Source organism: Acinetobacter entericus (genome assembly GCF_026168575.1).
In the GTDB taxonomy this organism is placed as follows: Bacteria; Pseudomonadota; Gammaproteobacteria; order Pseudomonadales; family Moraxellaceae; genus Acinetobacter; species Acinetobacter bouvetii.
This window is the reverse complement of sequence record NZ_JAPEQW010000014.1, coordinates 1-21,446: the sequence shown is the minus strand read 5'-3', so window position 1 is coordinate 21,446 and position 21,446 is coordinate 1. Positions and strand designations below refer to the sequence as shown.

Here is a 21,446-nt window from a genome sequence, read left to right as displayed (position 1 = left end):
TTAAATAAGGACATTCAACATGACCATTCAAATTGAAAAAATTCACCACGTAGCGTACCGCTGTAAAGACGCGAAAGAGACTGTGGAATGGTACAAAAAGAACCTGAATATGAACTTTATTCTGGCGTTTGCAGAAGACCATGTTCCGTCAACCAAAGCCTTTGATCCCTATATACATTTGTTTTTAGATGCAGGCAATGGCAATGTTCTCGCCTTCTTTGAGCTGCCAACGCAACCCGAAATGGGCCGTGACGAAAACACTCCGAAATGGGTGCAGCATATTGCGCTGAAAGTCAAAGACCGCACCGCATTAATTGAAGCAAAAGCGCATTTAGAAGAAAATGGCATTGATGTGCTGGGCATTACCAATCACGGTATTTTCCATTCAATTTACTTCTTTGATCCCAATGGCCACCGTTTGGAACTGGCATATGACGATGAAAAAGCGCCTGAAAAAATTGCCATGATCACGGAAGACATGAAGCATGACATGCTGGAACAATGGTCTAAAACCAAACGCGCGCCTGATCATACGCACTTCCTGCATGCATCAGAGTTAGACAACAACTCAGCCGCTGCGAAAGTGGATGCCTAAGCCATCCCCCAAAAACAATGATAAAAAAGCAGCTCAACCCTGAGCTGCTTTTCTAAATGAAATCAGCAAAAGCGTATGCGGAGTACAGCTATTCATTACGCAACTCAAATCAGCAGTACCAATGCAAGGAATGGATGCGCCACATTAGCTTTAGATTTTAGATCTGAAGGCACATTGTATTTTTAATATTTAAAAAAACTCATAATGCTGAATAGCCAACACCTTAAAACTCCCGCAATCCGTATTTTTCAGCTTATAATTATCAATACAAACTATTAAATGAAATATCGGGCTCATTTTCCTGTGTTTGTATTGAGTTCGGCTTGAACTTTAAGCAGATGAATGCCAATTTTATCAGCCTTCGCTATTATGAACCGTTATTGACTTCTTTTGATAAGGCCCACGGATGACACTCAAACAGTTAAAAGCCTTTTTAGTCTTAGCGCGCGCATTAAATTATGCCAATGCCGCCAATGAATTGTGCCTAAGCCAATCGGCTTTGAGTTTAAGCATCAAGACTTTAGAGGAAGAACTGGGCGGCAAACTCTTTAAACGCAATACCCGCCGAGTAGAAATGACTGCGGAAGGCGAATCACTCATCCCCTATGCAAGAAAATTATTAGCCAATTGGGAGGATATGGAAAAGGATGTCAAGCAGCGGTTCAAATTAAACCGCGGCACTTTAAACATTGCCTCCATGCCTTTTGCGACACACGCCATCCTGCCCGCCGTCATACAGAATTTCTCAAAGCGCTATCCCAATATTAATTTTTCCATTCATGACATCCCCAATGAGAAAATTATTGAAAAAGTGCAGGAAGGCATTTTTGAAATCGGCATTTGCTTTAATCCGCAAATGAGCGATCAGTTGATTTTTCAGCCTTTATTTAATGAGGATTTCTTAGCCTTGCTGCCAAAGGGCCATGCTTTAAGCAGCCGAAAGAGCATCACTTGGCTGGAGCTGTGTTCTCAGCCCTTTGTCACGCTGCAAAGCCCTTCCATTATCCGCAGGGTTATCGAACAGCACTGCGCTTTGCACAATATTCACTTAGATTTAAAAGTTGAATGTCACCAGATCAGCTCCCTATCGCATTTCACCGCTTACGGCATGGGGGTCAGCGCCATTCCCCGCCATTTCAAAAATTTTATTAATTTAGAACAAAACGTATTAATTGAAATTGAAGACAATGATGTTCAGCTTCCTGTGGGCATCATTTATAAAAAAGATGACGAACTTTCCAATATTTCCACACATTTTATAGAAACTGTTTTACAGCATGATTTTCATTGAGTCATGCGTTAAAGCACCACCTTCAATGAGCCATAAAACCAATTAAATTATTCATAAACAAATTCTTCATTTTCAAAATCCGCTTGCCCTGCATGCAGGCTTCACACGGCTGCCTTGCATTCATTAATGAGTTTTTCTGATCAGGCGTTAGAAAGATTCAATTTCTCAATTGTTAAGCGCAATGTTAAAAAATAATAAAGCAAAAAAGGAATTTGAGAATGAACAAACTGGCGGCAAGTGCAGAACTTGCTTTAGCGGATATTGCGGCAGACAATCAAACATTTGCCGTTGGCGGTTTTGGTTTATGCGGCATCCCTGAAGCGCTGATCGATGCTTTAAAAAATACCGGCGTGACGGGCCTGACCTGTATTTCCAACAACGCGGGTGTCGATGATTTCGGCTTAGGCAAACTGCTGCACACCAAGCAAATCAAAAAAATGATTTCTTCTTATGTCGGCGAAAACAAAGAATTTGAACGCCAATATTTAAATGGCGAATTAGAAGTTGAACTTACCCCTCAAGGCACATTGGCCGAAAAACTGCGTGCTGGCGGCGCAGGAATTCCCGCATTCTTTACCCAAACTGGGGTTGGCACTTTAATTGCCGAAGGCAAGGAAGTCCGGGAGTTTGACGGCAAAGAATACATTTTAGAGCCGTCTCTTACGGCGGATGTCGCTTTAGTGAAAGCCTATAAGGCCGATAAAGCCGGCAATTTAGTGTTCCGCAAAACCGCGCGCAATTTTAACCCTGAGTGCGCCATGGCAGGCAGGCTTACCATCGCTGAAGTTGAAGAAGTGGTAGAGATTGGCGAGATTGATCCAGATGATATTCATCTGCCGGGCATTTATGTCAACCGCATTGTGCTCAATACAGCGCCTGAAAAACGCATTGAACAATTAACCTTAAAGGCGGAGGCTTGATCATGGCTTGGACACGTAATGAAATGGCGCAGCGCGCGGCCTTAGAATTGGAAGATGGCTTCTATGTCAATTTAGGCATTGGCCTGCCGACACTGGTCGCCAACTATATTCCTAACAATATCAACGTGTGGCTGCAGTCTGAAAATGGCCTGCTCGGCATTGATGAATTTCCGACGCAAGATACTGTCGATGCAGATTTAATCAATGCGGGCAAACAGACTGTCACTGCACGTAAAGGCGCGGCGTTTTTTTCCAGTTCAGAGTCTTTCGCGATGATCCGCGGCGGCCATGTCAACATTGCAATTTTAGGCGCAATGGAAGTTTCTGAAACTGGCGACCTTGCCAACTGGATGATTCCGGGCAAAAAAGTCAAAGGCATGGGCGGCGCTATGGATTTGGTGGCTGGCGTGCAAAAAGTAGTGGTGCTGATGGAGCACAATGCCAAAGACGGCAGTCCGAAAATTGTGCCGCAATGCACCCTGCCGCTGACGGGTAAAGGTGTGGTAACCCGCATCATCTCAGATTTAGGCGTGATGGATATAACTGAAAAAGGAATTGCTTTAGTGGAATTGGCGAAAGATGTCACACTCGAGCAGATTAAAGCTGTAACAGGCGCGGCGCTGATCACCAATGCTTTAGCGGCCTGATTTGCAGCAAAGCCATCATGATGTTATAGGGATGGGAGCTTAAACCTCACCCATGTCTTTAAATAAAAAAAGTACCGCAATTGCGGTACTTTTTTTATTGGTTCATTCTGCATTTAATACAGATACTGCAAAATCAGCTGAGCATAAACATTGCTGCCCGTACCGCCCGCCTGGCTGCCGCCATGATCGATATCTTTTTTCGGCTTGTACCAGCCAGCCAAAGGAATCACATTGATATTTACTGTCGGTGACCACACAGCAAAAGCATCCACTTCATGGCCATCTAAATTTTCAGTCTCTTTTTTTATAGTATCAAACTGATATGCCAGTAATCCTATATGCAAATTCTCTTTCATAGATGCCTGCAGTGACAGCTGATGAATCCGCGCATTGCTGCTGAATGGCCCAGCATAATTGCCAGCGACTTCGCCTTGAAACCATGTGCCAAAGCCTGCATTGGTATTGCCGTAAAACAGCGGATCATAATTTTCAGAGAAAGATGAATAGCGGTAGCCTAAAATAGGCTGATACGGCAGCTGATCAAAAGTGTAATTTGCAGCGGCGTACCATGCATTTTCATTGTGATGTTTTTGATCTTGATGCACATATTCTCCGCTGAACGCCAGCTGCGCATTGACTTGCGCTTTCACCCGCAGCGAAATATCTTTCAGGTCATCACGCAATGAGTCTTGATTTGGATCTTCAAGATCCGTTACTTGCAAATAGGTCAATCCAGCAGACGCTTTGCCAAAGTCATATTCTGCATCTGCTGCCCAGAGCTTTGGCTGATATTGCGCTTTATTGTCTGACTCTAAATAATACACTTGAGTTTTCAGCTGTTCATTCAGCTGCATCTTCATTTGCACAGCAAAATCAAAACTGCGGCGCGCCGCCAAATAGTAGCCGCCGCCGCGGTTCAGCTCCCCATCGGCAACACCGTTACCCACATTCAGCGCATCGCCAGCCACAATAAATCCATCGGCAATTTGAATATTTTGCCGGCCAGCCCGCAGATCAAAACTGGCCTCTTCCGCCGAACCATTGCGCCAGCCGGCTGTCCATTCTTCCAACGAAGTTCTTCGCTCTTTGCCCGTAGTCATGCCGCCTGCATCTCCATCGCCAAAAGTACCGGAACTCAGGCCCATCACGCTGCCGTATAATGCGCCGCCACTATGCTGAACTTCAGCTTCAAAACCGTATTTGGCATAAGCCTCCTGCCAAGACACCTCACCTGATGCATCCGGATTGTTATAGCTTTTATCACTGTAAAAAGCGCCTAAGGTCACATCTAAAACAGGTTTAATTTTTACATTTTCAGGCAAACTGGCCATATCTGCCTGCACTGTGCCGCCGCTCAGCAGCAATGCCGCCGCACACATTGTCTTTCTCATTTGATTCCCCTTAAAACTTATTTTTCAATCTTCCAAAAAAAAGAGGACCAGCTGCCTGCTGATCCTCCTGATGCATCCATCAGTGCTTGTGCTGTTCTTTTTCAACGGCCTGCTTTTTATCTGCGCCATTGTTCAGGGTTGGCGTACTGTCAAAGAAATTCCATGGCTTCAGCATGGTATAGACCCATTCTGTAGGCATAATCGGCCATTCTTCAGCACGCGCGACATGTGTTGTGCCTGTCGTCATCCACACCACCAAGTCTTTATTTTCAATATTGTCGTTATTGGCAACGAACTCGCCCAGCCCTGTATCTTTCACCGAACGGTTTGAATATTTGCCCTCAGGAAACTGTTCATCTTGATCACGCTTGGTGACCCAAATTTGCTTATCCATAAAGCTTAAACGCTTGAACAGCCATTCGTCAGGCGCAAAGTTCGCGCCTTTCGCGATTGGATGCGTACCGCCTGCAAACGGAATTATTTGATAAGACACCGGATTGCCCATGCGGTTTTCTTTATTGGCATTGGAAATTAAGCGGATGGTTGATGGGTCAAATTTCTGTGCAGCTTCCTGTTCAGTTGCCACGGTGCGCTCTTTAACTTCCATTGCGCTGCTGCGCGGGCCGCCGCGGGTATTTTTAGCAACGACGGGATCAAGTTCCATAAAGCTGTTATTTCCGCCATCAACATCCATATCCAAACGGAAGTTGTAAATATGCTGATGGGTTGTGCCAACAATATTATGGTCAATCAATGTACCGTAACGGGTATCTTCTTTTGCAGTCGCATCATGCATGGTGCGGGCTTTGACGCCTTTAACCGCTTCAATGCCTGTCGCGCCGGCGTTGATACCGATAATGCCGTTATTATTAAAAACCCAGTCAAAGATATAGTCGTAGTTGCCCACGGTGCTGATCCAGCGCACCACCAATTCACGGCGTTCTGAACTGATATTGGGCTGGTTCATTTCCTGATGCTTAAACTCAGGGCCTGCATAGCGCTCAAAAATGGCAATGGCGTTTGGAATGACGCGCGGCTGCCCGGTGTAATCGGCAATAACGGCATCCAGCAATACCGCATTGTCTGGCGCATCAATGCCTTTTTCAATAGAAGACGTCAGCGTGCCCATACCGTATTCGCCAGAATCCAGATAGGATTTGAAGTACCAGCCCATATCCGGATCACCATAAGGCACCACCATTCCGCCAAGGTTCCCTTCATACATGACCTTGCGTTTTTCGCCTTTATCTTTATAGGTAACGGTCGATACTTTTAAGCCCACACGGGAATCTAAACCGACATGGAAGCACCATGGGCCCCAATGCACCGTTTGACCGGTAATGGAAAAGTTTTTACCCTCAGGCTCAACCATATTCAGCGGTTTTATCTGTGATTTATCATTTTTATTGGCAATCGAATTGGGCGACATCGGCACGGGAATAATTGCGCCTTCTTCAAGCTTTACAATTTTTTTCTGGTCTAGATCCACCACTGCGACTAAATTTTCAATCGGATGCGCCCAATAATTGCCGTCCCCCGTATCTAAATAGGAAACCACTTTCAGCACATTCAGCTCTTGCCCCAAACCGTCTTTACCGCCAAAAAAGCCCACCGTCAGCGGTGTCGTCACCACTTTAGAAACATCTTTAACACCGCGCTTTGCCAAGGCCTTTTTATAATTTTTATCTTTGGTGATAATTTCCTGCACCGCAACCATATCGTCATACAGCACCATGCCATGGGTGTTTTCTAATACTTTCCACTGCGTCACTTTTTGCATTTTCAGATCGACCGCGCCTTCAATCACCGACTTGCCTTTAAGCAAAGTGAATTCCGCCACACGGTCTTGTGTCAATTCTTTATGGTTAATGAAAGCATCCCATACTTGCTGCTTTTCAGGATCTTTTAATTTGATCTCTGAAAAACGCATATTCGGATAAGCATATTCAGACTTGCTGATCGCTTCAAATGTCTGTGAAATTTCCTGTGAGGTTAAACCGTTCAAAGGATGCGCAGCAGACTCCACTTTAAAGGTCTGATCTAAGCCTGATTGAAAAATTTCCGAGGCAAATTCTTTACTGACTTCGGCCTTGCCATTTTTTACCACCAAAGGCACACTGACTTTCAGCGGCTTGCCATTGACTAAAACAGTATCTGAATTGGGCTTAGCCCGTACCACCAAAGAGCCTTTTGAAATGGTATAGGTATTAGTGAAGTCATCTTTTTTTACATCAGCGCCAAAATCGCTCATGTTCTGATACAGCGGCACCATGTCTGCAGCCTGCCCATGCGCCAAAGCCTGCTGACTCACACCAATTAAGGCCGCTGCAACCGTTAAATTCAAACCAGCCCATTTTTTTAAGGACTGTGTAATTCGATTATATTTCATTCCTAAAATCCATGATTAATAAAACACTATGGATTTAAAATAGAGGATTTAATATTATAAAAAATCCACCTTAAGGATGATTTTATCTTAAAAATTTACAGATTAATTCCTGACGGTTTTTGACATTTATTTTTTGATAAATATGCTGCACATGTGTTTTAACTGTTGCCAGGCTGCAGTTTAAATTTAATGAAATTTCGCTATTATTAATGCCGTTCATCAACTGTTCTAAAACCGCAATTTCTTTTTTGGTTAAACTGTATGAAGCAGACATATCCGCTTTATCGATGGTATCGGTATGATGGTAAAAATACTTTTTAGACAATTGATAAAAAGACTCTAAAATCCTCTGATCCTGCACACTAAAAGGCATCTTTTCATTTTCACGCACAATGCTAAGCCCCAGTATAGGATCGCCATTTCTTTTGCGGAAAAAAATTTCTGCGGTATCCTGTATTTTCCAGCGCGCCATAAAGTCTGCATAGCTTTCATCACATTGATGATGGCTGAGCAATTCCACATTATTATTTTTATTGTTATAAAACCGGGTAAATGACACAGGATCATTTTCAACTTTATGATTTAAATACTCATCCAAAGAATTTTTAGGTATATTAAATGCATGGTAGCCATAAGCCCGATCAATATCATCAATCGAATATACTAAATATCCATCAATATTAATTATCCGCTGCACCTGCTCTATAAAATTTTGACTGAACTCTGTTAAAAACTGATGATTAAGCATAATTTCCACCTATCCTTACCGGAAATTTAATAAGCAATATATAAGCCAAGAGAGCCTCCCACATCCTGTAAGAGGCTTTTATTTTCAGCCGCTGATATGCACTGCCTGCTTATGGGTAAATAAAAGCAAGCCTTCCAAGCCAAAAGAATACCCTAAACCCGATAATTTCCAGCCGCCGAACGGCGCCGCAGGCGATAAATCAGAGTGGCTGTTAATCCAGACCGTCCCCGTTTCCATTTGGCTGGCAATCTGCTCCGCTTTGGCCAAATCCGTGCTCCAAATTGAACCGCCTAAGCCAAACTGCGTATTATTGCTGCGCTCCAGTACTTCATCAACGGCATTAAATTTAATAATCGGCAGCACAGGGCCAAACTGCTCCTCATCCACTAAAGCAATGCCTTCCTGCACATTGGCGATTAGCGCAGGCGCAATAAAATATCCATGATCCGGCAGCGCTTTTGACGCCGTCAAAATCTGACCGCCCCGCGCTACGGCATCTGCAATCAGCGCATTGACTTTGTCATACTGCATTTTATTCTGTACTGGGCCAAAGGTCACTTCAGGGTCCGCGCCATCGCCAATGACTTGCGCATTTGCAATCTGCACCAGCTTTTCAGTCAAAGCCTCATAAATACTTTCATGCACATACAGCCGCTTCAGTGCTGCACAGGTTTGCCCCGCATTTAAAAATGCAGAAGCGAAAACTCCTTGCGCAGCACGTTCCACATCGGCATCCGCCAAAACAATGCCGGCATCATTGCCGCCCAATTCCAGCACCACGCTTTTCAGCGAGCTGACCGAATGACTTAAAATGCTCTGTCCAGTACGTGTCGAGCCTGTAAAGGTCACTTTCGCAACATCAGCATGTTCCGTCAGCGCCTGCCCAATCTCACCTTTGCCTAAGACAATGCTGCATACGCCAGCAGGCACATGACGGTTAATAATTTCCACCAGCTTGATGGTGCTGAGCGGCGTATATTCTGATGGCTTGTTGATGACACAGTTTTTAGTTTTTAGCGCAGGAAAGATATGCCACACCGCAATCATGAATGGCCAATTCCACGGCGTCACAGAAGCAATTACCCCCAATGGGCGGTTATAGACTTTAATGGTTTTACCGTTGGGTTCCTGTATCGTTTCTACAGGAATGTCCAAACCTGAAAGATAGTCAATCCAGCCGGCGCCAGCGTCCACTTCAAACTGCGCCATGCCAATGGTTTTCCCTTGCTCCAAGGTAATCAGCTGCGCAATTTCATCTTTTTCCGCACGGATATCAGCCGCAATTTTTGCAAAAGCCTGCTTAACCGCATCATCTGATACATTTTTCCAAGCTTTAAATGCCTGCAATGCAGTGTGAACTGCATCATTGACCTGTCCCGCTGACACGCTGGCCACTTCTGCAATAACGCTTTCATTGGCTGGATTAATGACTGCAAAGCTTAATGCCTGCCCCTGAATCTGCTGTCCGTTGATGATTAAATCTGTGTGCATCGGCCTTCCTTGTTTATGGTCTGACAATACCTAGCATTCTAGCGATGTCGATCTGCACCGAAGTCATCCCAAAGGATGATTTTTCCAACTTCTCTGCCTTTTTTCAGTTCCATCCATTCACTTCAAAATAAGCACAGTATTAAATTTTTAATATTTATTTCAACTACATAAAGCATCAAAAAATAGTTAATATATTTAATAATTCATAACTATACTGAATCTGATGCTAAATGACAAACCCTCCATCCAAATCAAATAAAAACCGCCATCATTGACGGCGGTTTTTTTACTTGATACTGCAAGCACTAAAATGAATAAGCTCAATTGACTTAGCGTTGAATTCGGCTGATTTTCAGCTGCTCCCGATACGGCTTATTGCTGTTGAGCGGCATCATTCTGCTGTTTATTTTTCAGATTTTCATCTTGTGCTGGTTCAGGCTGATCTTGCGCTGCTTTTGCCCGTTCCGCCGCTTCACGCGCTTCTATGCGTTCCAGCATTTGAGCCTTTTGCTGTGCGTATTTTTCTTGATTTTTGGCGTCACTATTCACAGCTAAAATAGCCATACTGACGAGAAAAATTGGAATCAGCAAACCCAGCGCCATCAAAATAATGACTTTTTTCTTACTGGTTTTCGCTGCATTTGACTGTGGCTGCTGCATACCCATTTACCTGCTATATCACTGCATTTAAAGTTTCGAACGCTAATATAACAAATTCATCTGAAATTGCGCGTCATTGAATAGATGCTTCCACCATTTTACATCCGCATAAAAAAGCCGGCATAGGCTGCCGGCTTGGATAAAATAGGCTCCAAAATTTATCTAAACGTATTAAACACTCAGCTGAATCTGGGCCAGTACCTGTATTAAGACCGCAGCATAGTCATAGCCCTCGTTTGGCCTATTTACCATGCGCCACGCGACATAACCATCTGGACGCACCAGCACCGCGCCTGCTTCATGCACTTCCGATTTGGCATTCCATGCGCCATACACATCACGGAATTGGCGCGAGCCAATTTGAACCACATCTAAATAAGGCAATGCCAATGCTTCAGCAGCCACTTTCCAGCCAATGCCCGAAAGGCCTGTCATTAAGGTAAAGCGGCCTTTGCCGCTAATATCCAAAGTCGAACGCTTTTGCCCTTTGGCATCCACCAGCCAAGCATGCGGCACTTTCGCGCCTGGGCGCGTAGTCGCTTGCAGATGCAATTGCGGGTCTTGCAGGAAGACTTCTTCATCCGATTCTGCAACCACAGCATTGGATGCATAGCGCTGGTTCAGTTCTGTGCCCTGCGCATTAAACTCATAATGTTTAATTTCCAGCGCTTTAAATAATTGCTCACGGATTTTTGCCGCATCCTCTGTTTCTGCAAAAATCCGATCCAGCATTTGCGCCTGCGTGGTTACACCCTGATCAAAACCAAATACATCTTTTAAATGCTTATAGTCAAAACGGGATTGGTTGGCGCGGGCGACAATCTGCTTGCCGACTGGCGCCCGTTCCTCAGTATAGGATGCCAGCAGACTTGGCTGCGCCCAACCTTTCACCGCATAAGCCAGTTTCCACGCCAAATTAAAAGCATCCTGCATGCAGGTATTCGAGCCTAAACCGCTGGATGGCGGATGACGGTGCACAGCATCACCGCCGCAAAATACGCGGCCGACCGAGTAATTGGCTGCCCAAGTCTGATTGACATACCAGTAAGAAACCTTCTGAATTTCAACATCGTCAATTTCAGTTCCCACAAAGGCATTTAAACGCGCACGCACCTGCGCTTCTGTCACCTGTGGCTCGCCTTGTTCAATGTCAAAACCCCAGCCCATAATCCATTCATCCCACGGACTGATGGCGCGGAGCAATCCCATGCCGATATCCCCAAAGCCGGCTTCAGGATTCACAATCCACTGTAAAATAGCGGGACGATGCTGCACATATTGCGACAGATCCGCTTTAAACGTCACATATACTGTACCCGCACGCGACATCACCCCTTCCAAAGGCAAATTCAGCTGCTCAACGATTTTTGAACGCGCGCCATCCATGCCCACTAAATATTTGGCGCGCAGGCTAAATTCCTGACCCGTAATTTGATTGATAAAAGCTGCCGTTACACCATCGTCATCTTGGGTATGCGACAAATACTCAGTATTAAAATGATAAATCGCGCCGCGCTCACCGGCATTCTTTACCAGCAATGCTTCCATTTTCGGCTGAATCAAATCAACCAAAGGGCATGGACTGCCCTGCACATAATCGCCATGGCGTTCATCGCCTGTTCCCCACGCGCTCATGCGGGCAATTTCTTCGCCAACAAGGCTGGTAGTGATCAAGCTTTCCCCCATATCTTGCCACGGCGTCGCAATGCCTTTGACTTGTTCTTCTACACCTAAATCGCGCAGCACTTCCATCGCGCGCTGATTGGTAATATGCGCGCGCGGGCTATTGGCGAGCCAATTAAATTGCGTAAAGAGTTGCACTTTAATGCCATAGTTCGCCAAAGCCAAACCTAAAGTAGAGCCCGCAGGCCCAGTCCCCACAATTAAAACGTCCGTATCGTATTGCTTCGGCATATCAAGCTCCGCATTTGAATTACTGTATAGCTTTGGCCTGAATGCCAAAAGCGCTGCTAAGCAGTTTAAAAAAGTTTGGAGCTGCGCCCTACACCAAGACCTCTAAACGATAGTTGCATATTTTTTTTGTCTGCTTGAATACATACTCATTTGAATTTGACGCCGATTTTGGCTGCAGGTTCTTTTTAATTTTTCAACGGTCATACGCTATGGAATTGCGCCATTTAAAATATTTTGCAGCAGTTGCAGAACACGGCAGTTTTACCAAAGCAGCAGAACAGCTGTTTACCGCTCAGCCGTCCCTGAGTCAGCAAATTAAGGATTTGGAAGCAGAGGTTGGCGTACCGCTGATTGACCGCTCCAGCAAGCAAATCAAACTGACTGATGAAGGGCTGGCTTTTTTAAAGCATGCTTTAAATGCGATTGAAAGCGCCAACTTAGCAGCGGCCGCAGCGCAGCAGGTGGCGCATCAAAAGAAAAATCAAATTCATATTGGTTTTTTAAATGTGGCAGAATTAAAAATCATGCCGCTGATTTTAGAAAAGCTGAAAAAGCAGCTTCCCAATATCAGTATTCATATTCAAAGCCTGACCTGCTTAGAACAGATTCACAAACTGAAAAGATCTGAGCTGGACATCAGCTTTACCCGTTTTGCACTGCAGCATGACGACTATGACAATATTCAGCTGATGACCGAGAAAATCTATTTAGTGGCGTCTAAAAAACTGCACAGCAGCGGCCATACGGTAACGCGCAACTATTTAAGCAAGCAGAACATCATTATGTGCGAACAAAGCGCTTCCCCGGTATTTTATGAAAATATTCATCAAATCATTGCGCTGGAACAGCTGCCGCAGCGGCAGATGCATTGGGTCACCAATGTGCTGCAGCATATCAATCTGATTAATATGGGCATGGGCTACAGCTTTGCGCCAGAATACCTGCTGAAGTTTTTAAGTGAGGATGTGCAGACCGTCGCAACCGACTTTGAAATCACGCCGCTGCATCTGTATGCCAGTTTCAGAAAAAATTCCAGCCATCAAGCCTTGCAGATGATTTGCCGGGAATTAAAAGCCGCAGCAATACACTAAAAATCATACAAGGAGCCATTGCCCCTTGTATAATGGGAATCCATTGTTTAATTAGCGGTCATCAACTGATTAATCTCATCCGCCAAAGCCGGAATATTATTAGAAAAGACCGTTGAATGGGTTTCACCCGCGAAAGGCTCCAGCCGGACATCTGTACCCAATCCATCCATATTGACCGCCAAATCCGTCGTAATATCCACTGGAACCGTCGTATCCGCCTCGCCCTGATAAATCACGACAGGCTTATCTAATTTGACCATTCCCGGTGTATTATCATTCAGATATTGCCCAATATCCTGATCAGTTAAGAAATTTGGCTGCAATACAGTATAAGTGAAGAATTTTGAATAGTCTGTGCCCATATATTGCTGCATGTCTGCGGCGAATTTTATCCCCAGCTCGGGTGAGCAGATGCTTTCCGCCAATGCAGCGATAGGAGCTTTTGCCGGCAGAAAAGACTGCGTGTATTGAAATGCAGGGGTTTCAGCTTTAATGCCTGAACTGACAATTGCCGCATAGGCATAGGCTGTCGCTGCAATGCCAATGGCCTGGCCAAATGCGGCGGCATCACCCGCGCTTAAAGCTGCTGCCGCTTTGTTTTGCGCCGTATTTAGATCCTCGTCCAGTGTTTCTGCTAAATAAGAAGCAGGTGCAATGGCTACAGTGCCTTTAAAATTATAGCCCAGCAGCGCTTGCTGGTACTGAGCCGCCGCCAAGGCCGCATGACCGCCCTGAGACCAGCCAATCACACTCCAGTTTTTAGATAAATTTCCATACTGATCATGCGCAGCTTTTACCGCTGACAGAATAGATGTTGCTGCGCTTTCCAGATTCAGATAAGGGTGCGGTACTGCAGTATTGCCCAAGCCTTCATAATCGGGAGCAACAACAGCATACCCTTTAGCTAATAAAGCTTTCACCAAAGCCTTTTCAGAGCCCGCTAAAACATTCTGAGATGGCGCGCATCGGTCAGCAGCGCCTGTTGTGCCATGCGCCCAAACCACAACAGGCCAGCCGCCTGAGGGTGCAGCGCCAGCAGGAATAAAAATTAATGTTGTTGCATTAATCTCCTTGCCTGCAACACTTTGCATTTTATAAGTCAAAATTTCATGTTTCGCCGCCAATGCAGACACATCGGGATCCACTGCATAAGCATTTATATTAGAAGACCATATATTCCAGTCCTCGTTATCTCCACTGCCGCACGCCGTTAAAAATAAGGCTGAAGAATATGCAGCCGCCAACAAACTTTGTTTAAGCATCTGATTCATTTTTCATGTCCCTTTCTTGTTATTCGCCGGAATCTCATCACGAGATTTAAATAATTAAGCATAAAAAAAGCACCTCAATTAGGTGCTTTTCGTAAGATAGGTCAATAAATTATTTAATTTTTGTAAATTGCGTCACACTTTATTGTGTGCATATTTCATAAAACTGCAAAGAAAATGCCGATAAAGATAATAAGCCCAATCCAGCGGTTATGGCGGAAAGCCCAAAAACAGCGCTGCGGATCGCGGTCACGGGTTTTGGTCCATTGATAGATAAAATCAGCAGCAACAGCCAGTAAAGCCAGCAAACCAAATGGCATCAGCAATTGTTCTAAATACAGCGCCGAACCAATCAGTACAATACTTAAAGCCTGCAGTGCCGAAATAATTTCAATATCATATTTACCAAACAAGATCGCTGTAGATTTGACGCCAATCTTTAAATCATATTCGCGGTCGGTAATGGCATATTGTGTATCATACGCGACTGTCCATGCGAGATTTCCAAAATACAGCAGCCAGCAAGTGACATCCAAAGGATGACCAACCGCTGTATAAGCCATAGGAATGGACCATGAAAATGCAGCACCCAAAAATACTTGCGGCAAATGGGTATAGCGCTTCATAAAAGGATAGATAAAAGCCAAAATCAGCGCACCGAAAGAACAGTAAAACGTTTCAATCGGCAAAAAGAACAGCATGCATGCACTGGCAGCGACCAAAAACAGAAAAACATAAACTGCTTCTTGAGCCGAAATTATGCCAGTTGCCAATGGGCGAGTCTTAGTTCGCTCTACATGCGCATCTACTTTACGGTCTGCAAAATCATTAATCGCACAGCCTGCAGCACGCATGAAAATTGTACCCAGAATCATTGGTATCAAAATAGACAAACTTGGTGTGCCTGAATTTGCCAGCCAAAGCGCCCACATGGTTGGCCAAAAAACCAATTCTGTACCAATAGGCTTATCAAACCGGCAAAGATAATAATATGCTTCTAAACGTTCACGCCAAGTAATTTGATGCGCAGCTGTCATGACTGTCCTTAACCTGCAGAGTGTTGCTTTTGCAAATACTGTTCAAAACTTTGCAAAAAAGTTTCCTGTACAATGAATTTGCAGCCATGCCAAGTATAACAGCTCTGCCGTGTCCAGCCATCTTCAAGCCAAATCACACGGCGTTCACAGGCTGGATTTGTCCGCTGAAACAAAAAAAAGCCTATCGGTTTAGTGCCAATATGCTTAAATATCCGCGCGCGCTGCTGCAAGCTCAAAATCGGAAAAATGCTTTTGGCTTTCACCCAAGGCTGTTCTTCACAGCCGTATAAATAGCTTTCACGCACCCAGGATGTGTGCTGATAAGGCATTTTCATCCATTTTGCATCTATAAAGTTTAGACGCTGAAAATGTTCTTTTACCGGCTGAACCATAAATTTTCCATCTGCTAAATCAGTCAGCTGCTGGGTCAATGAACCTGACGCATACAGCCATGATCTCAGTTCAGCGGGAATATGCTGCATAACTCTACCTGTAAAATATCTGTTTAACGCTTTTTTGTTGGCGCATCATTGAACATGGTTAATTCAATCATTAACAATTGTCTGTTTTTGCAATCACTTCAAATTTGCCGCTGGGCATTTTTTGTAAAATCAATCCTTCACTGCTCAAATAAAAACTTTGAGGATAATCATATTGCAAAGCCAGTTCAGGATTTTTTAATGCCACAAATTGCGCCTGCTTATAGCCTTCAGGAGTACGGCCGACTTCTATATAAGTCACTTCTGAAAAATTCAGCTTGAAGCCTTTTGCATGATCCTTTGGGTCATTCCAAGGGAAAAACCCTATATGCTTTTTACGCTGCGCCATAAATTTGTATGCCATATCTGAAACGTATCAATGCATGATACAAAAAAACCCGCACAAGGCGGGTTTTTTTTACAGTTGTGACTCTAGGTCTAAAGACCGGAAGAATTACAAGCTGTAGTACATGTCGAATTCAACAGGGTGAGTTGTTGTATTTAAACGGCGAACATCTTCACGTTTAAGTTCAACATAAGCGCCCAGCATTTCTTTAGTGAACACGCCGCCTTTAAGAAGGAATTCGTTGTCCGCTTCAAGAGCATCAAGCGCCATTTCCAAGCTGTGAGCAACTGTTGGGATTTTAGCTTCTTCTTCAGGAGGGAGATCGTACAAGTTTTTGTCTGCAGCTTCACCTGGATGAATCTTGTTTTGGATACCGTCAAGACCAGCCATCAGCAATGCAGCGAAACCTAAGTACGGGTTCATCATTGGATCAGGGAAACGCGCTTCGATACGCTTGCCTTTCGGGCTAGATACGTAAGGAATACGGATAGAAGCAGAACGGTTGCGCGCTGAGTAAGCAAGCATGATCGGCGCTTCAAAGTGCGGCACTAAACGCTTGTACGAGTTTGTAGAAGGGTTCGTAATTGCGTTCAATGCACGAGCGTGCTTGATTACACCGCCGATGAAGTACAATGCCATTTCAGAAAGGCCTGCATATTCGTCACCAGCAAACAAGTTCTTGCCGTCTTTAGAGATCGACATATGAACGTGCATACCTGAACCGTTATCGCCAACCATTGGCTTAGGCATGAAAGTCGCAGTTTTTGCATATTGGTGAGCAACGTTCCAAACAGCATATTTGAACTGTTGAACTTCGTCAGCTTTGCGAACCATAGTGTTGAAGCTTACGCCGATTTCTAATTGGCAAGATGCAACTTCATGGTGATGAACTTCTACACGGCCTGGGCCCATGATGTCTTCAATTTTTGCACACATGTCTGCACGCATATCTTGTGAAGAATCAACTGGTGGAACTGGGAAGTAGCCGCCTTTAACGCGTGGACGGTGGCCAGAGTTGCCTGCTTCATAGTCTTTACCAGTAGACCAAGCCGCTTCTTCAGCAATCAATGTGTGGCGCGCGCCAGACATATCGATGTCCCATTTTACTTCGTCAAATACGAAGAATTCTGGTTCTGGGCCAAAGAATGCTGTATCACCGATACCTGTAGATTTCAGGTATTCTTCTGCACGGCGAGCGATCGAGCGCGGGTCACGGTCATAGCCTTGACCAGTAGATGGCTCAATTACGTCACAAGTTACAACAACTGTTGCTTCAGCGAAGAACGGGTCCAGGAAGCAAGTTTCTGCATCTGGACGTAAAATCATGTCAGATGCTTCGATGCCTTTCCAGCCGGCAATTGAAGAACCGTCAAACATTTTGCCGTCTTCAAATGTGTCTTCGTCGATTGTATCAGCAGGGTAAGTTACGTGCTGCTCTTTACCCTTAGTGTCAGTAAAGCGAAAATCGACCCATTTTGCGCCACTTTCTTGGATGAGTTGAAGGACCTTGTTCGCCATGCTCATTTTGCTCCGATGTTTTTTTGTTGCACTTGCTAAGTGCGTGTTAGCAGTTGGCAGTTATAAAGCAATTACCGTACCAACTTTTAAAAACAAAGATAATATATTGAATTCCTTATCAGAATTAAAGATTACGCTGCTTTGCTTTGTGTCTATTATACTGAGTGCCAAAGTAAATGCACCATATTCAAACACTCTCATTTAATTTTGTTCAAAAAGCGCCACAACATGTTCCAATTTGGTGCAATCATGCATATCCGCTTATTCCTGCGCCTTTTACGCTGCGGTATTTCCGCATGCATGCATTTAAATTGCCTGAATAAAACCAATACTCATCTTTTTGTTTAATCTTCAATACTTAAAGCATCTTATTTAATATTTTTAAGCCTTCAAACCCCAGCTCCTGGCAGATTTGGCGCTATAAATTCAGCCATTCAAATCATCCAAGGCTGAAGCTGTTTTTTTTCGGCAAAATAATGCTGAAAAAATACGCAGGCAAAAAATGCACCATTTGAGTGAATATTTCTTTCGAGCAGTGTTTTATTCAAATTCTGCGCAGCAGCAATTCATTTTGCTGCTCAACAATTATTCCCCAACGGTTAACTGCAATCCATACAATGATTTCAGCATCTTCTCTAAATTGTGAGCTGCTCGCAGGACAGCAATTGCATGTTAGACATGAATGACTGCCGCATCCATTTAAGCGGCTGCCTACTTGAACAGCGGCGTTAATCAGCGGCTATTGAATATCACTAAAAACCTAATAGCGATATCGGCACAATCCACGAGGCCACGTTCCTGTTCATCGAAATAGTTCAGCCGAAAATGATTATTTTTTGCTATGATGACTTGCGCTCCATTTTCCTGATTTATTTATCTTTATATAAATAATCAATGCTGCATTTCTCCTGCAAGGAAAACTGTGGGCCGCTTTGGACTAATCAAGCACAGTTAAGTGCGTAATTTCAATAGGTTAAGCTCATGCTTTTAATGATCGAAAAGAAAGATAAAAATTCCTGTTAATTCTTTATAGTTCCCAAAGCCTTTATAACTCAATGATTAAAATTAAAATAAGTCCTTATTAGTTCTCCATAGTTCTTTATAATCCGCACGAAAAACGGGTAAGATCACGGGTAATGCAAACCTTACCCGCCCGTTACCCGTTATGGCCACAATAAAACTGACAGATGCAAAAATAAAAACACTGAAGCCACAAGATAAGGTTTATCGAATTTTAGATGCAGACCGACTCTATATTGAGGTGCGCCCAACTGGTGTAAAAGTATGGCGTTTTAAGTTTGTGTTCAATGGCAAAGAGTCATCTATGAGTCTTGGTGAATACCCTGCCATTGGTCTTGCGGATGCACGCCTATTGCGCGAAGAAATGAGAGCTAAAATCGCAAAAGGCATTCACCCGGTAGAAGATCGCAGACAGGCCAAGCAAGCTATAGATGATAAGCTCACAAATACTTTTAAAGTCATTGCACAAGAATATGCAAAAGAGCGCTTAAAGACAAAATCAGAAAGGTATGCAGAACAATTTCAGGTTTCTTTAGAAAAAGATATTTTGCCGATTATTGGCAATAAGGATGTTAGAAACGTAACATCTGCTGATGTGCTTACAATTATTAAAAATACAATGAAGCGTGTTCGCTCTCAAAAAAATCGCGGTACCGGCGAAGTAACGGCTATTCAGAACAGAAAATTTATTGGTGCTGTAATGCGCTATGCAATTGCAACACTTAGAGCGGAAAATGATCCTACGTATGCTGTCCGTGATGTTGTAGCTCGACCTGAAGTTACACATGCTAAATCACTGAGCAAAGAAGAACGCGCTCAGGTACGCACGAGATTGGAAAATTATGGTGGCGCAGAGACAGTTAAGAATGCTGGGTTTATGTTGCTATATACAATGCTTAGAACGATCGAAATTAGAAGAATGGAATGGTCATGGGTCGATTTCGACGAACGTGTAGTGAATTTCCCTAAAACCGCAATGAAGAAAAGCCGTGCTCATATTTTACCAATCTCCGACCAAGTCTATGACATTTTAAAAACTCAGTATGACAACTCTAGGAATAAAAAATATGTATTCCCTGCAGTGTATAAAAGCGATGGCATGCTCAATCAAATGACGTTGAACAGGATGCTTGAAAACTTAGGGCTCAATGATGTTTCTGCCCATGATTTTCGCGCCACCGCATCAACACTACTAAATGAATTGGGTTATGAAGAAAAATGGATTGAGGCGCAATTAGCGCACGCTGACGACAACAAAACAAGGGCCTCATATAATCATGCGAAATATCTAATTGATCGTCGAAAGATGATGCAAGATTGGGCAAATATTGTAGATAGCTGGAGCACATAAATTATGAAAGTATCAGATCTAACACCTAATCAACTACCTACCACACTTGCAAAAGCAATGAGAGTGAAATCAACGCCAGTCATTGATTGGGAGCTGTGTGGAAAGTTAATCGAAAAAGAAAAAATTAGCTTGGTGCGTTCGTACTCAAGATGGACTGCATTTTATGTTGGCCCACGCACTGGTAGTCGAGAAGCTGAACAAGTTGGTGATAGTGCTATTGAAGCTGTGGTGAAGTGCTTTATTGAAAAGAAATTAGGAAGTGAGGTTTAAAATAACAACATGAAGTTAAAGTCGCCATTGTTTTGGGTTTATCTTGCAGTAAATTTATATTTAATCAGTATGCTTGTTTTTGTAAGTGTCCAGTTTTTTGGTGGATCTGATATTGGAAAAATATCTGCATTTGGAAGTGTTCTTGGGGGTGTTGGAGCATTTTTTGCAGGCTTTGTGGCAATTTATCTGTTTAATGATTGGCGTAAACCAGCCAAGTTTGAGCTTGAAAAGAAAATAATATATGAAATTCAGGAAATATTAAGAGAAAAATATTCTATTCTTAATTTCTTAAATAATGAGATTTTACGAAGATGCAATAATCCAGAATTATTTGATCAAATGCCCATCAGTAAAGATTATTATCCTGATTTCAATATAGCATTTGTTGCATCTGAATTGGTATTCAGGTTTGAAGAATATTCTAAGTTTAATGATGATAATGAACTTAAGCTTAATTATTTGAATTTTGTAGAACTGTTAAAATCTTATCATTATTATTTCCCGGAGATTTTAAGTGAAAATGAAGATGGAAATAGCAATGTTATAAATTACAAATGCAATATAGAATTTATAAATAAAAATGCCTTTTATTTTAAATATCCAGATATAAACCAAAAACAACCAGAACAATTAAGTGCAGAAGTTAGCTCTATTATTCATATGCTTTACGATAGCTATCAGCAGTTAACATCTAAATTATTAGAATTATTAAACCCTGAAAGTCATAAAAAAGCCCTCACTTAGAGGGCTTTCTCAATTCACACACTGCACACATACAGTAACATGCACCCTTGTCGAAATCGAATGTGCTGTGCAGCCTGAAAGCGGAATGCACAGCATTAAAATGGCTAGCCTCACGCTGACCACTTTATATATGCATTGGCCAGCTTCACATCATAGTTATTCTTCGCATAACCACTTCCATTATAGCCACGCGCAAATGCCTTCCAATCTTTGTTCTTTAATGCATTGACTAGGCCATTCACTTTGATGTAACGGCACATTGCATCCAGCTGTGAA

Annotated in this window: 20 protein-coding genes; 8 read left to right on the top strand and 12 right to left on the bottom strand. The window is 43.4% G+C overall.

The genetic code is table 11. The features are described from left to right. Positions 1–19 precede the first annotated feature (19 nt). The 4 genes from OKC24_RS11775 to OKC24_RS11760 all read left to right on the top strand — a co-directional run bounded on the left by OKC24_RS11775 (position 20) and on the right by OKC24_RS11760 (position 3,453). Positions 20–595, top strand: a complete 576-nt coding sequence (locus OKC24_RS11775; protein ID WP_131277022.1) for a VOC family protein — start codon at positions 20–22, stop codon at positions 593–595. A 406-nt stretch (positions 596–1,001) separates the two neighbouring features. Further along, on the top strand, positions 1,002–1,886 hold the full coding sequence (locus OKC24_RS11770; RefSeq protein ID WP_131277025.1) for a LysR family transcriptional regulator: 885 nt from the start codon (positions 1,002–1,004) through the stop codon (positions 1,884–1,886). Between the two features lie 218 nt (positions 1,887–2,104). Next, positions 2,105–2,806: a CoA transferase subunit A gene (locus OKC24_RS11765; protein ID WP_131277027.1), complete on the top strand. Its 702-nt coding sequence runs from the start codon at positions 2,105–2,107 to the stop codon at positions 2,804–2,806. A gap of 2 nt (positions 2,807–2,808) precedes the next feature. Further along, entirely contained in the window at positions 2,809–3,453 is a 645-nt protein-coding gene (locus tag OKC24_RS11760; RefSeq protein WP_131277030.1) for a CoA transferase subunit B, read from the top strand. Between the two features lie 113 nt (positions 3,454–3,566). On the opposite strand, the gene OKC24_RS11755 is transcribed toward OKC24_RS11760, so the two are convergent. From OKC24_RS11755 to OKC24_RS11730, 6 genes are all read right to left on the bottom strand, one after another. Next, positions 3,567–4,844, bottom strand: coding sequence for a hypothetical protein (locus OKC24_RS11755; protein WP_265465257.1), 1,278 nt, complete (start codon positions 4,842–4,844; stop codon positions 3,567–3,569). 79 nt (positions 4,845–4,923) lie between these two features. Further along, positions 4,924–7,233, bottom strand: a complete 2,310-nt coding sequence (gene tynA, locus OKC24_RS11750; RefSeq protein WP_131277036.1) for a primary-amine oxidase — start codon at positions 7,231–7,233, stop codon at positions 4,924–4,926. Between the two features lie 82 nt (positions 7,234–7,315). Continuing rightward, positions 7,316–7,981, bottom strand: coding sequence for a helix-turn-helix domain-containing protein (locus tag OKC24_RS11745; RefSeq protein ID WP_131277039.1), 666 nt, complete (start codon positions 7,979–7,981; stop codon positions 7,316–7,318). Positions 7,982–8,065: 84 nt separating this feature from the next. Continuing rightward, on the bottom strand, positions 8,066–9,472 hold the full coding sequence (locus tag OKC24_RS11740; RefSeq protein WP_265465253.1) for an aldehyde dehydrogenase family protein: 1,407 nt from the start codon (positions 9,470–9,472) through the stop codon (positions 8,066–8,068). 372 nt (positions 9,473–9,844) lie between these two features. After that, complete coding sequence (locus OKC24_RS11735) at positions 9,845–10,138, bottom strand: hypothetical protein (protein ID WP_130145052.1); 294 nt, start codon at positions 10,136–10,138, stop codon at positions 9,845–9,847. A gap of 165 nt (positions 10,139–10,303) precedes the next feature. Then, positions 10,304–12,046, bottom strand: coding sequence for an FAD-dependent monooxygenase (locus OKC24_RS11730; protein ID WP_130145054.1), 1,743 nt, complete (start codon positions 12,044–12,046; stop codon positions 10,304–10,306). Between the two features lie 209 nt (positions 12,047–12,255). Between OKC24_RS11730 and OKC24_RS11725 the strand changes: the two genes are divergently transcribed. After that, positions 12,256–13,137 (top strand): LysR family transcriptional regulator, encoded by an 882-nt coding sequence (locus OKC24_RS11725; protein ID WP_130145056.1) that lies wholly within the window; start codon positions 12,256–12,258, stop codon positions 13,135–13,137. A gap of 47 nt (positions 13,138–13,184) precedes the next feature. Here the strand turns inward: OKC24_RS11725 and OKC24_RS11720 are convergent, their stop codons facing one another. From OKC24_RS11720 to glnA, 5 genes are all read right to left on the bottom strand, one after another. Beyond that, complete coding sequence (locus OKC24_RS11720) at positions 13,185–14,408, bottom strand: alpha/beta hydrolase family protein (protein ID WP_130145058.1); 1,224 nt, start codon at positions 14,406–14,408, stop codon at positions 13,185–13,187. Between the two features lie 155 nt (positions 14,409–14,563). Beyond that, positions 14,564–15,442, bottom strand: a complete 879-nt coding sequence (ubiA, locus tag OKC24_RS11715) for a 4-hydroxybenzoate octaprenyltransferase (protein WP_130145060.1) — start codon at positions 15,440–15,442, stop codon at positions 14,564–14,566. An 8-nt stretch (positions 15,443–15,450) separates the two neighbouring features. Next, positions 15,451–15,924 (bottom strand): chorismate--pyruvate lyase family protein, encoded by a 474-nt coding sequence (locus tag OKC24_RS11710; RefSeq protein WP_130145062.1) that lies wholly within the window; start codon positions 15,922–15,924, stop codon positions 15,451–15,453. Positions 15,925–15,994: 70 nt separating this feature from the next. Further along, a complete protein-coding gene (locus OKC24_RS11705) occupies positions 15,995–16,270 on the bottom strand; it encodes a hypothetical protein (protein ID WP_130145064.1) in 276 nt (91 codons plus the stop codon). 105 nt (positions 16,271–16,375) lie between these two features. Continuing rightward, complete coding sequence (glnA, locus tag OKC24_RS11700; RefSeq protein WP_018572573.1) at positions 16,376–17,791, bottom strand: type I glutamate--ammonia ligase; 1,416 nt, start codon at positions 17,789–17,791, stop codon at positions 16,376–16,378. Positions 17,792–18,950: 1,159 nt separating this feature from the next. Between glnA and OKC24_RS11695 the strand changes: the two genes are divergently transcribed. Genes OKC24_RS11695 through OKC24_RS11685 form a run of 3 tightly spaced genes read left to right on the top strand, consistent with a single transcriptional unit; the run spans position 18,951 to position 21,170 of the window. Continuing rightward, complete coding sequence (locus OKC24_RS11695; RefSeq protein ID WP_265465246.1) at positions 18,951–20,156, top strand: tyrosine-type recombinase/integrase; 1,206 nt, start codon at positions 18,951–18,953, stop codon at positions 20,154–20,156. Between the two features lie 3 nt (positions 20,157–20,159). Continuing rightward, entirely contained in the window at positions 20,160–20,426 is a 267-nt protein-coding gene (locus OKC24_RS11690) for a phage protein NinX family protein (protein WP_265465244.1), read from the top strand. A gap of 9 nt (positions 20,427–20,435) precedes the next feature. Beyond that, positions 20,436–21,170, top strand: a complete 735-nt coding sequence (locus tag OKC24_RS11685; RefSeq protein ID WP_265465242.1) for a SoxR reducing system RseC family protein — start codon at positions 20,436–20,438, stop codon at positions 21,168–21,170. A 110-nt stretch (positions 21,171–21,280) separates the two neighbouring features. On the opposite strand, the gene OKC24_RS11680 is transcribed toward OKC24_RS11685, so the two are convergent. Beyond that, a partial coding sequence (locus OKC24_RS11680; protein WP_265465343.1) for an N-acetylmuramidase domain-containing protein occupies positions 21,281–21,446 on the bottom strand: 166 nt, incomplete at its 5' end.

Coding starts and splice junctions, on each gene's coding strand:
- OKC24_RS11725 (WP_130145056.1), top strand. CDS start 12,256: ATGGAATTGCGCCATTTAAAATATTTTGCAGCAGTTGCAGAACACGGC.
- OKC24_RS11775 (WP_131277022.1), top strand. CDS start 20: ATGACCATTCAAATTGAAAAAATTCACCACGTAGCGTACCGCTGTAAA.
- OKC24_RS11735 (WP_130145052.1), bottom strand. CDS start 10,138: ATGGGTATGCAGCAGCCACAGTCAAATGCAGCGAAAACCAGTAAGAAA.
- OKC24_RS11740 (WP_265465253.1), bottom strand. CDS start 9,472: ATGCACACAGATTTAATCATCAACGGACAGCAGATTCAGGGGCAGGCA.
- tynA (WP_131277036.1), bottom strand. CDS start 7,233: ATGAAATATAATCGAATTACACAGTCCTTAAAAAAATGGGCTGGTTTG.
- OKC24_RS11755 (WP_265465257.1), bottom strand. CDS start 4,844: ATGAGAAAGACAATGTGTGCGGCGGCATTGCTGCTGAGCGGCGGCACA.
- OKC24_RS11760 (WP_131277030.1), top strand. CDS start 2,809: ATGGCTTGGACACGTAATGAAATGGCGCAGCGCGCGGCCTTAGAATTG.
- OKC24_RS11685 (WP_265465242.1), top strand. CDS start 20,436: ATGAAGTTAAAGTCGCCATTGTTTTGGGTTTATCTTGCAGTAAATTTA.
- glnA (WP_018572573.1), bottom strand. CDS start 17,791: ATGAGCATGGCGAACAAGGTCCTTCAACTCATCCAAGAAAGTGGCGCA.
- OKC24_RS11695 (WP_265465246.1), top strand. CDS start 18,951: ATGGCCACAATAAAACTGACAGATGCAAAAATAAAAACACTGAAGCCA.
- ubiA (WP_130145060.1), bottom strand. CDS start 15,442: ATGACAGCTGCGCATCAAATTACTTGGCGTGAACGTTTAGAAGCATAT.
- OKC24_RS11690 (WP_265465244.1), top strand. CDS start 20,160: ATGAAAGTATCAGATCTAACACCTAATCAACTACCTACCACACTTGCA.
- OKC24_RS11765 (WP_131277027.1), top strand. CDS start 2,105: ATGAACAAACTGGCGGCAAGTGCAGAACTTGCTTTAGCGGATATTGCG.
- OKC24_RS11710 (WP_130145062.1), bottom strand. CDS start 15,924: ATGCAGCATATTCCCGCTGAACTGAGATCATGGCTGTATGCGTCAGGT.
- OKC24_RS11770 (WP_131277025.1), top strand. CDS start 1,002: ATGACACTCAAACAGTTAAAAGCCTTTTTAGTCTTAGCGCGCGCATTA.
- OKC24_RS11705 (WP_130145064.1), bottom strand. CDS start 16,270: ATGGCGCAGCGTAAAAAGCATATAGGGTTTTTCCCTTGGAATGACCCA.
- OKC24_RS11730 (WP_130145054.1), bottom strand. CDS start 12,046: ATGCCGAAGCAATACGATACGGACGTTTTAATTGTGGGGACTGGGCCT.
- OKC24_RS11720 (WP_130145058.1), bottom strand. CDS start 14,408: ATGAATCAGATGCTTAAACAAAGTTTGTTGGCGGCTGCATATTCTTCA.
- OKC24_RS11745 (WP_131277039.1), bottom strand. CDS start 7,981: ATGCTTAATCATCAGTTTTTAACAGAGTTCAGTCAAAATTTTATAGAG.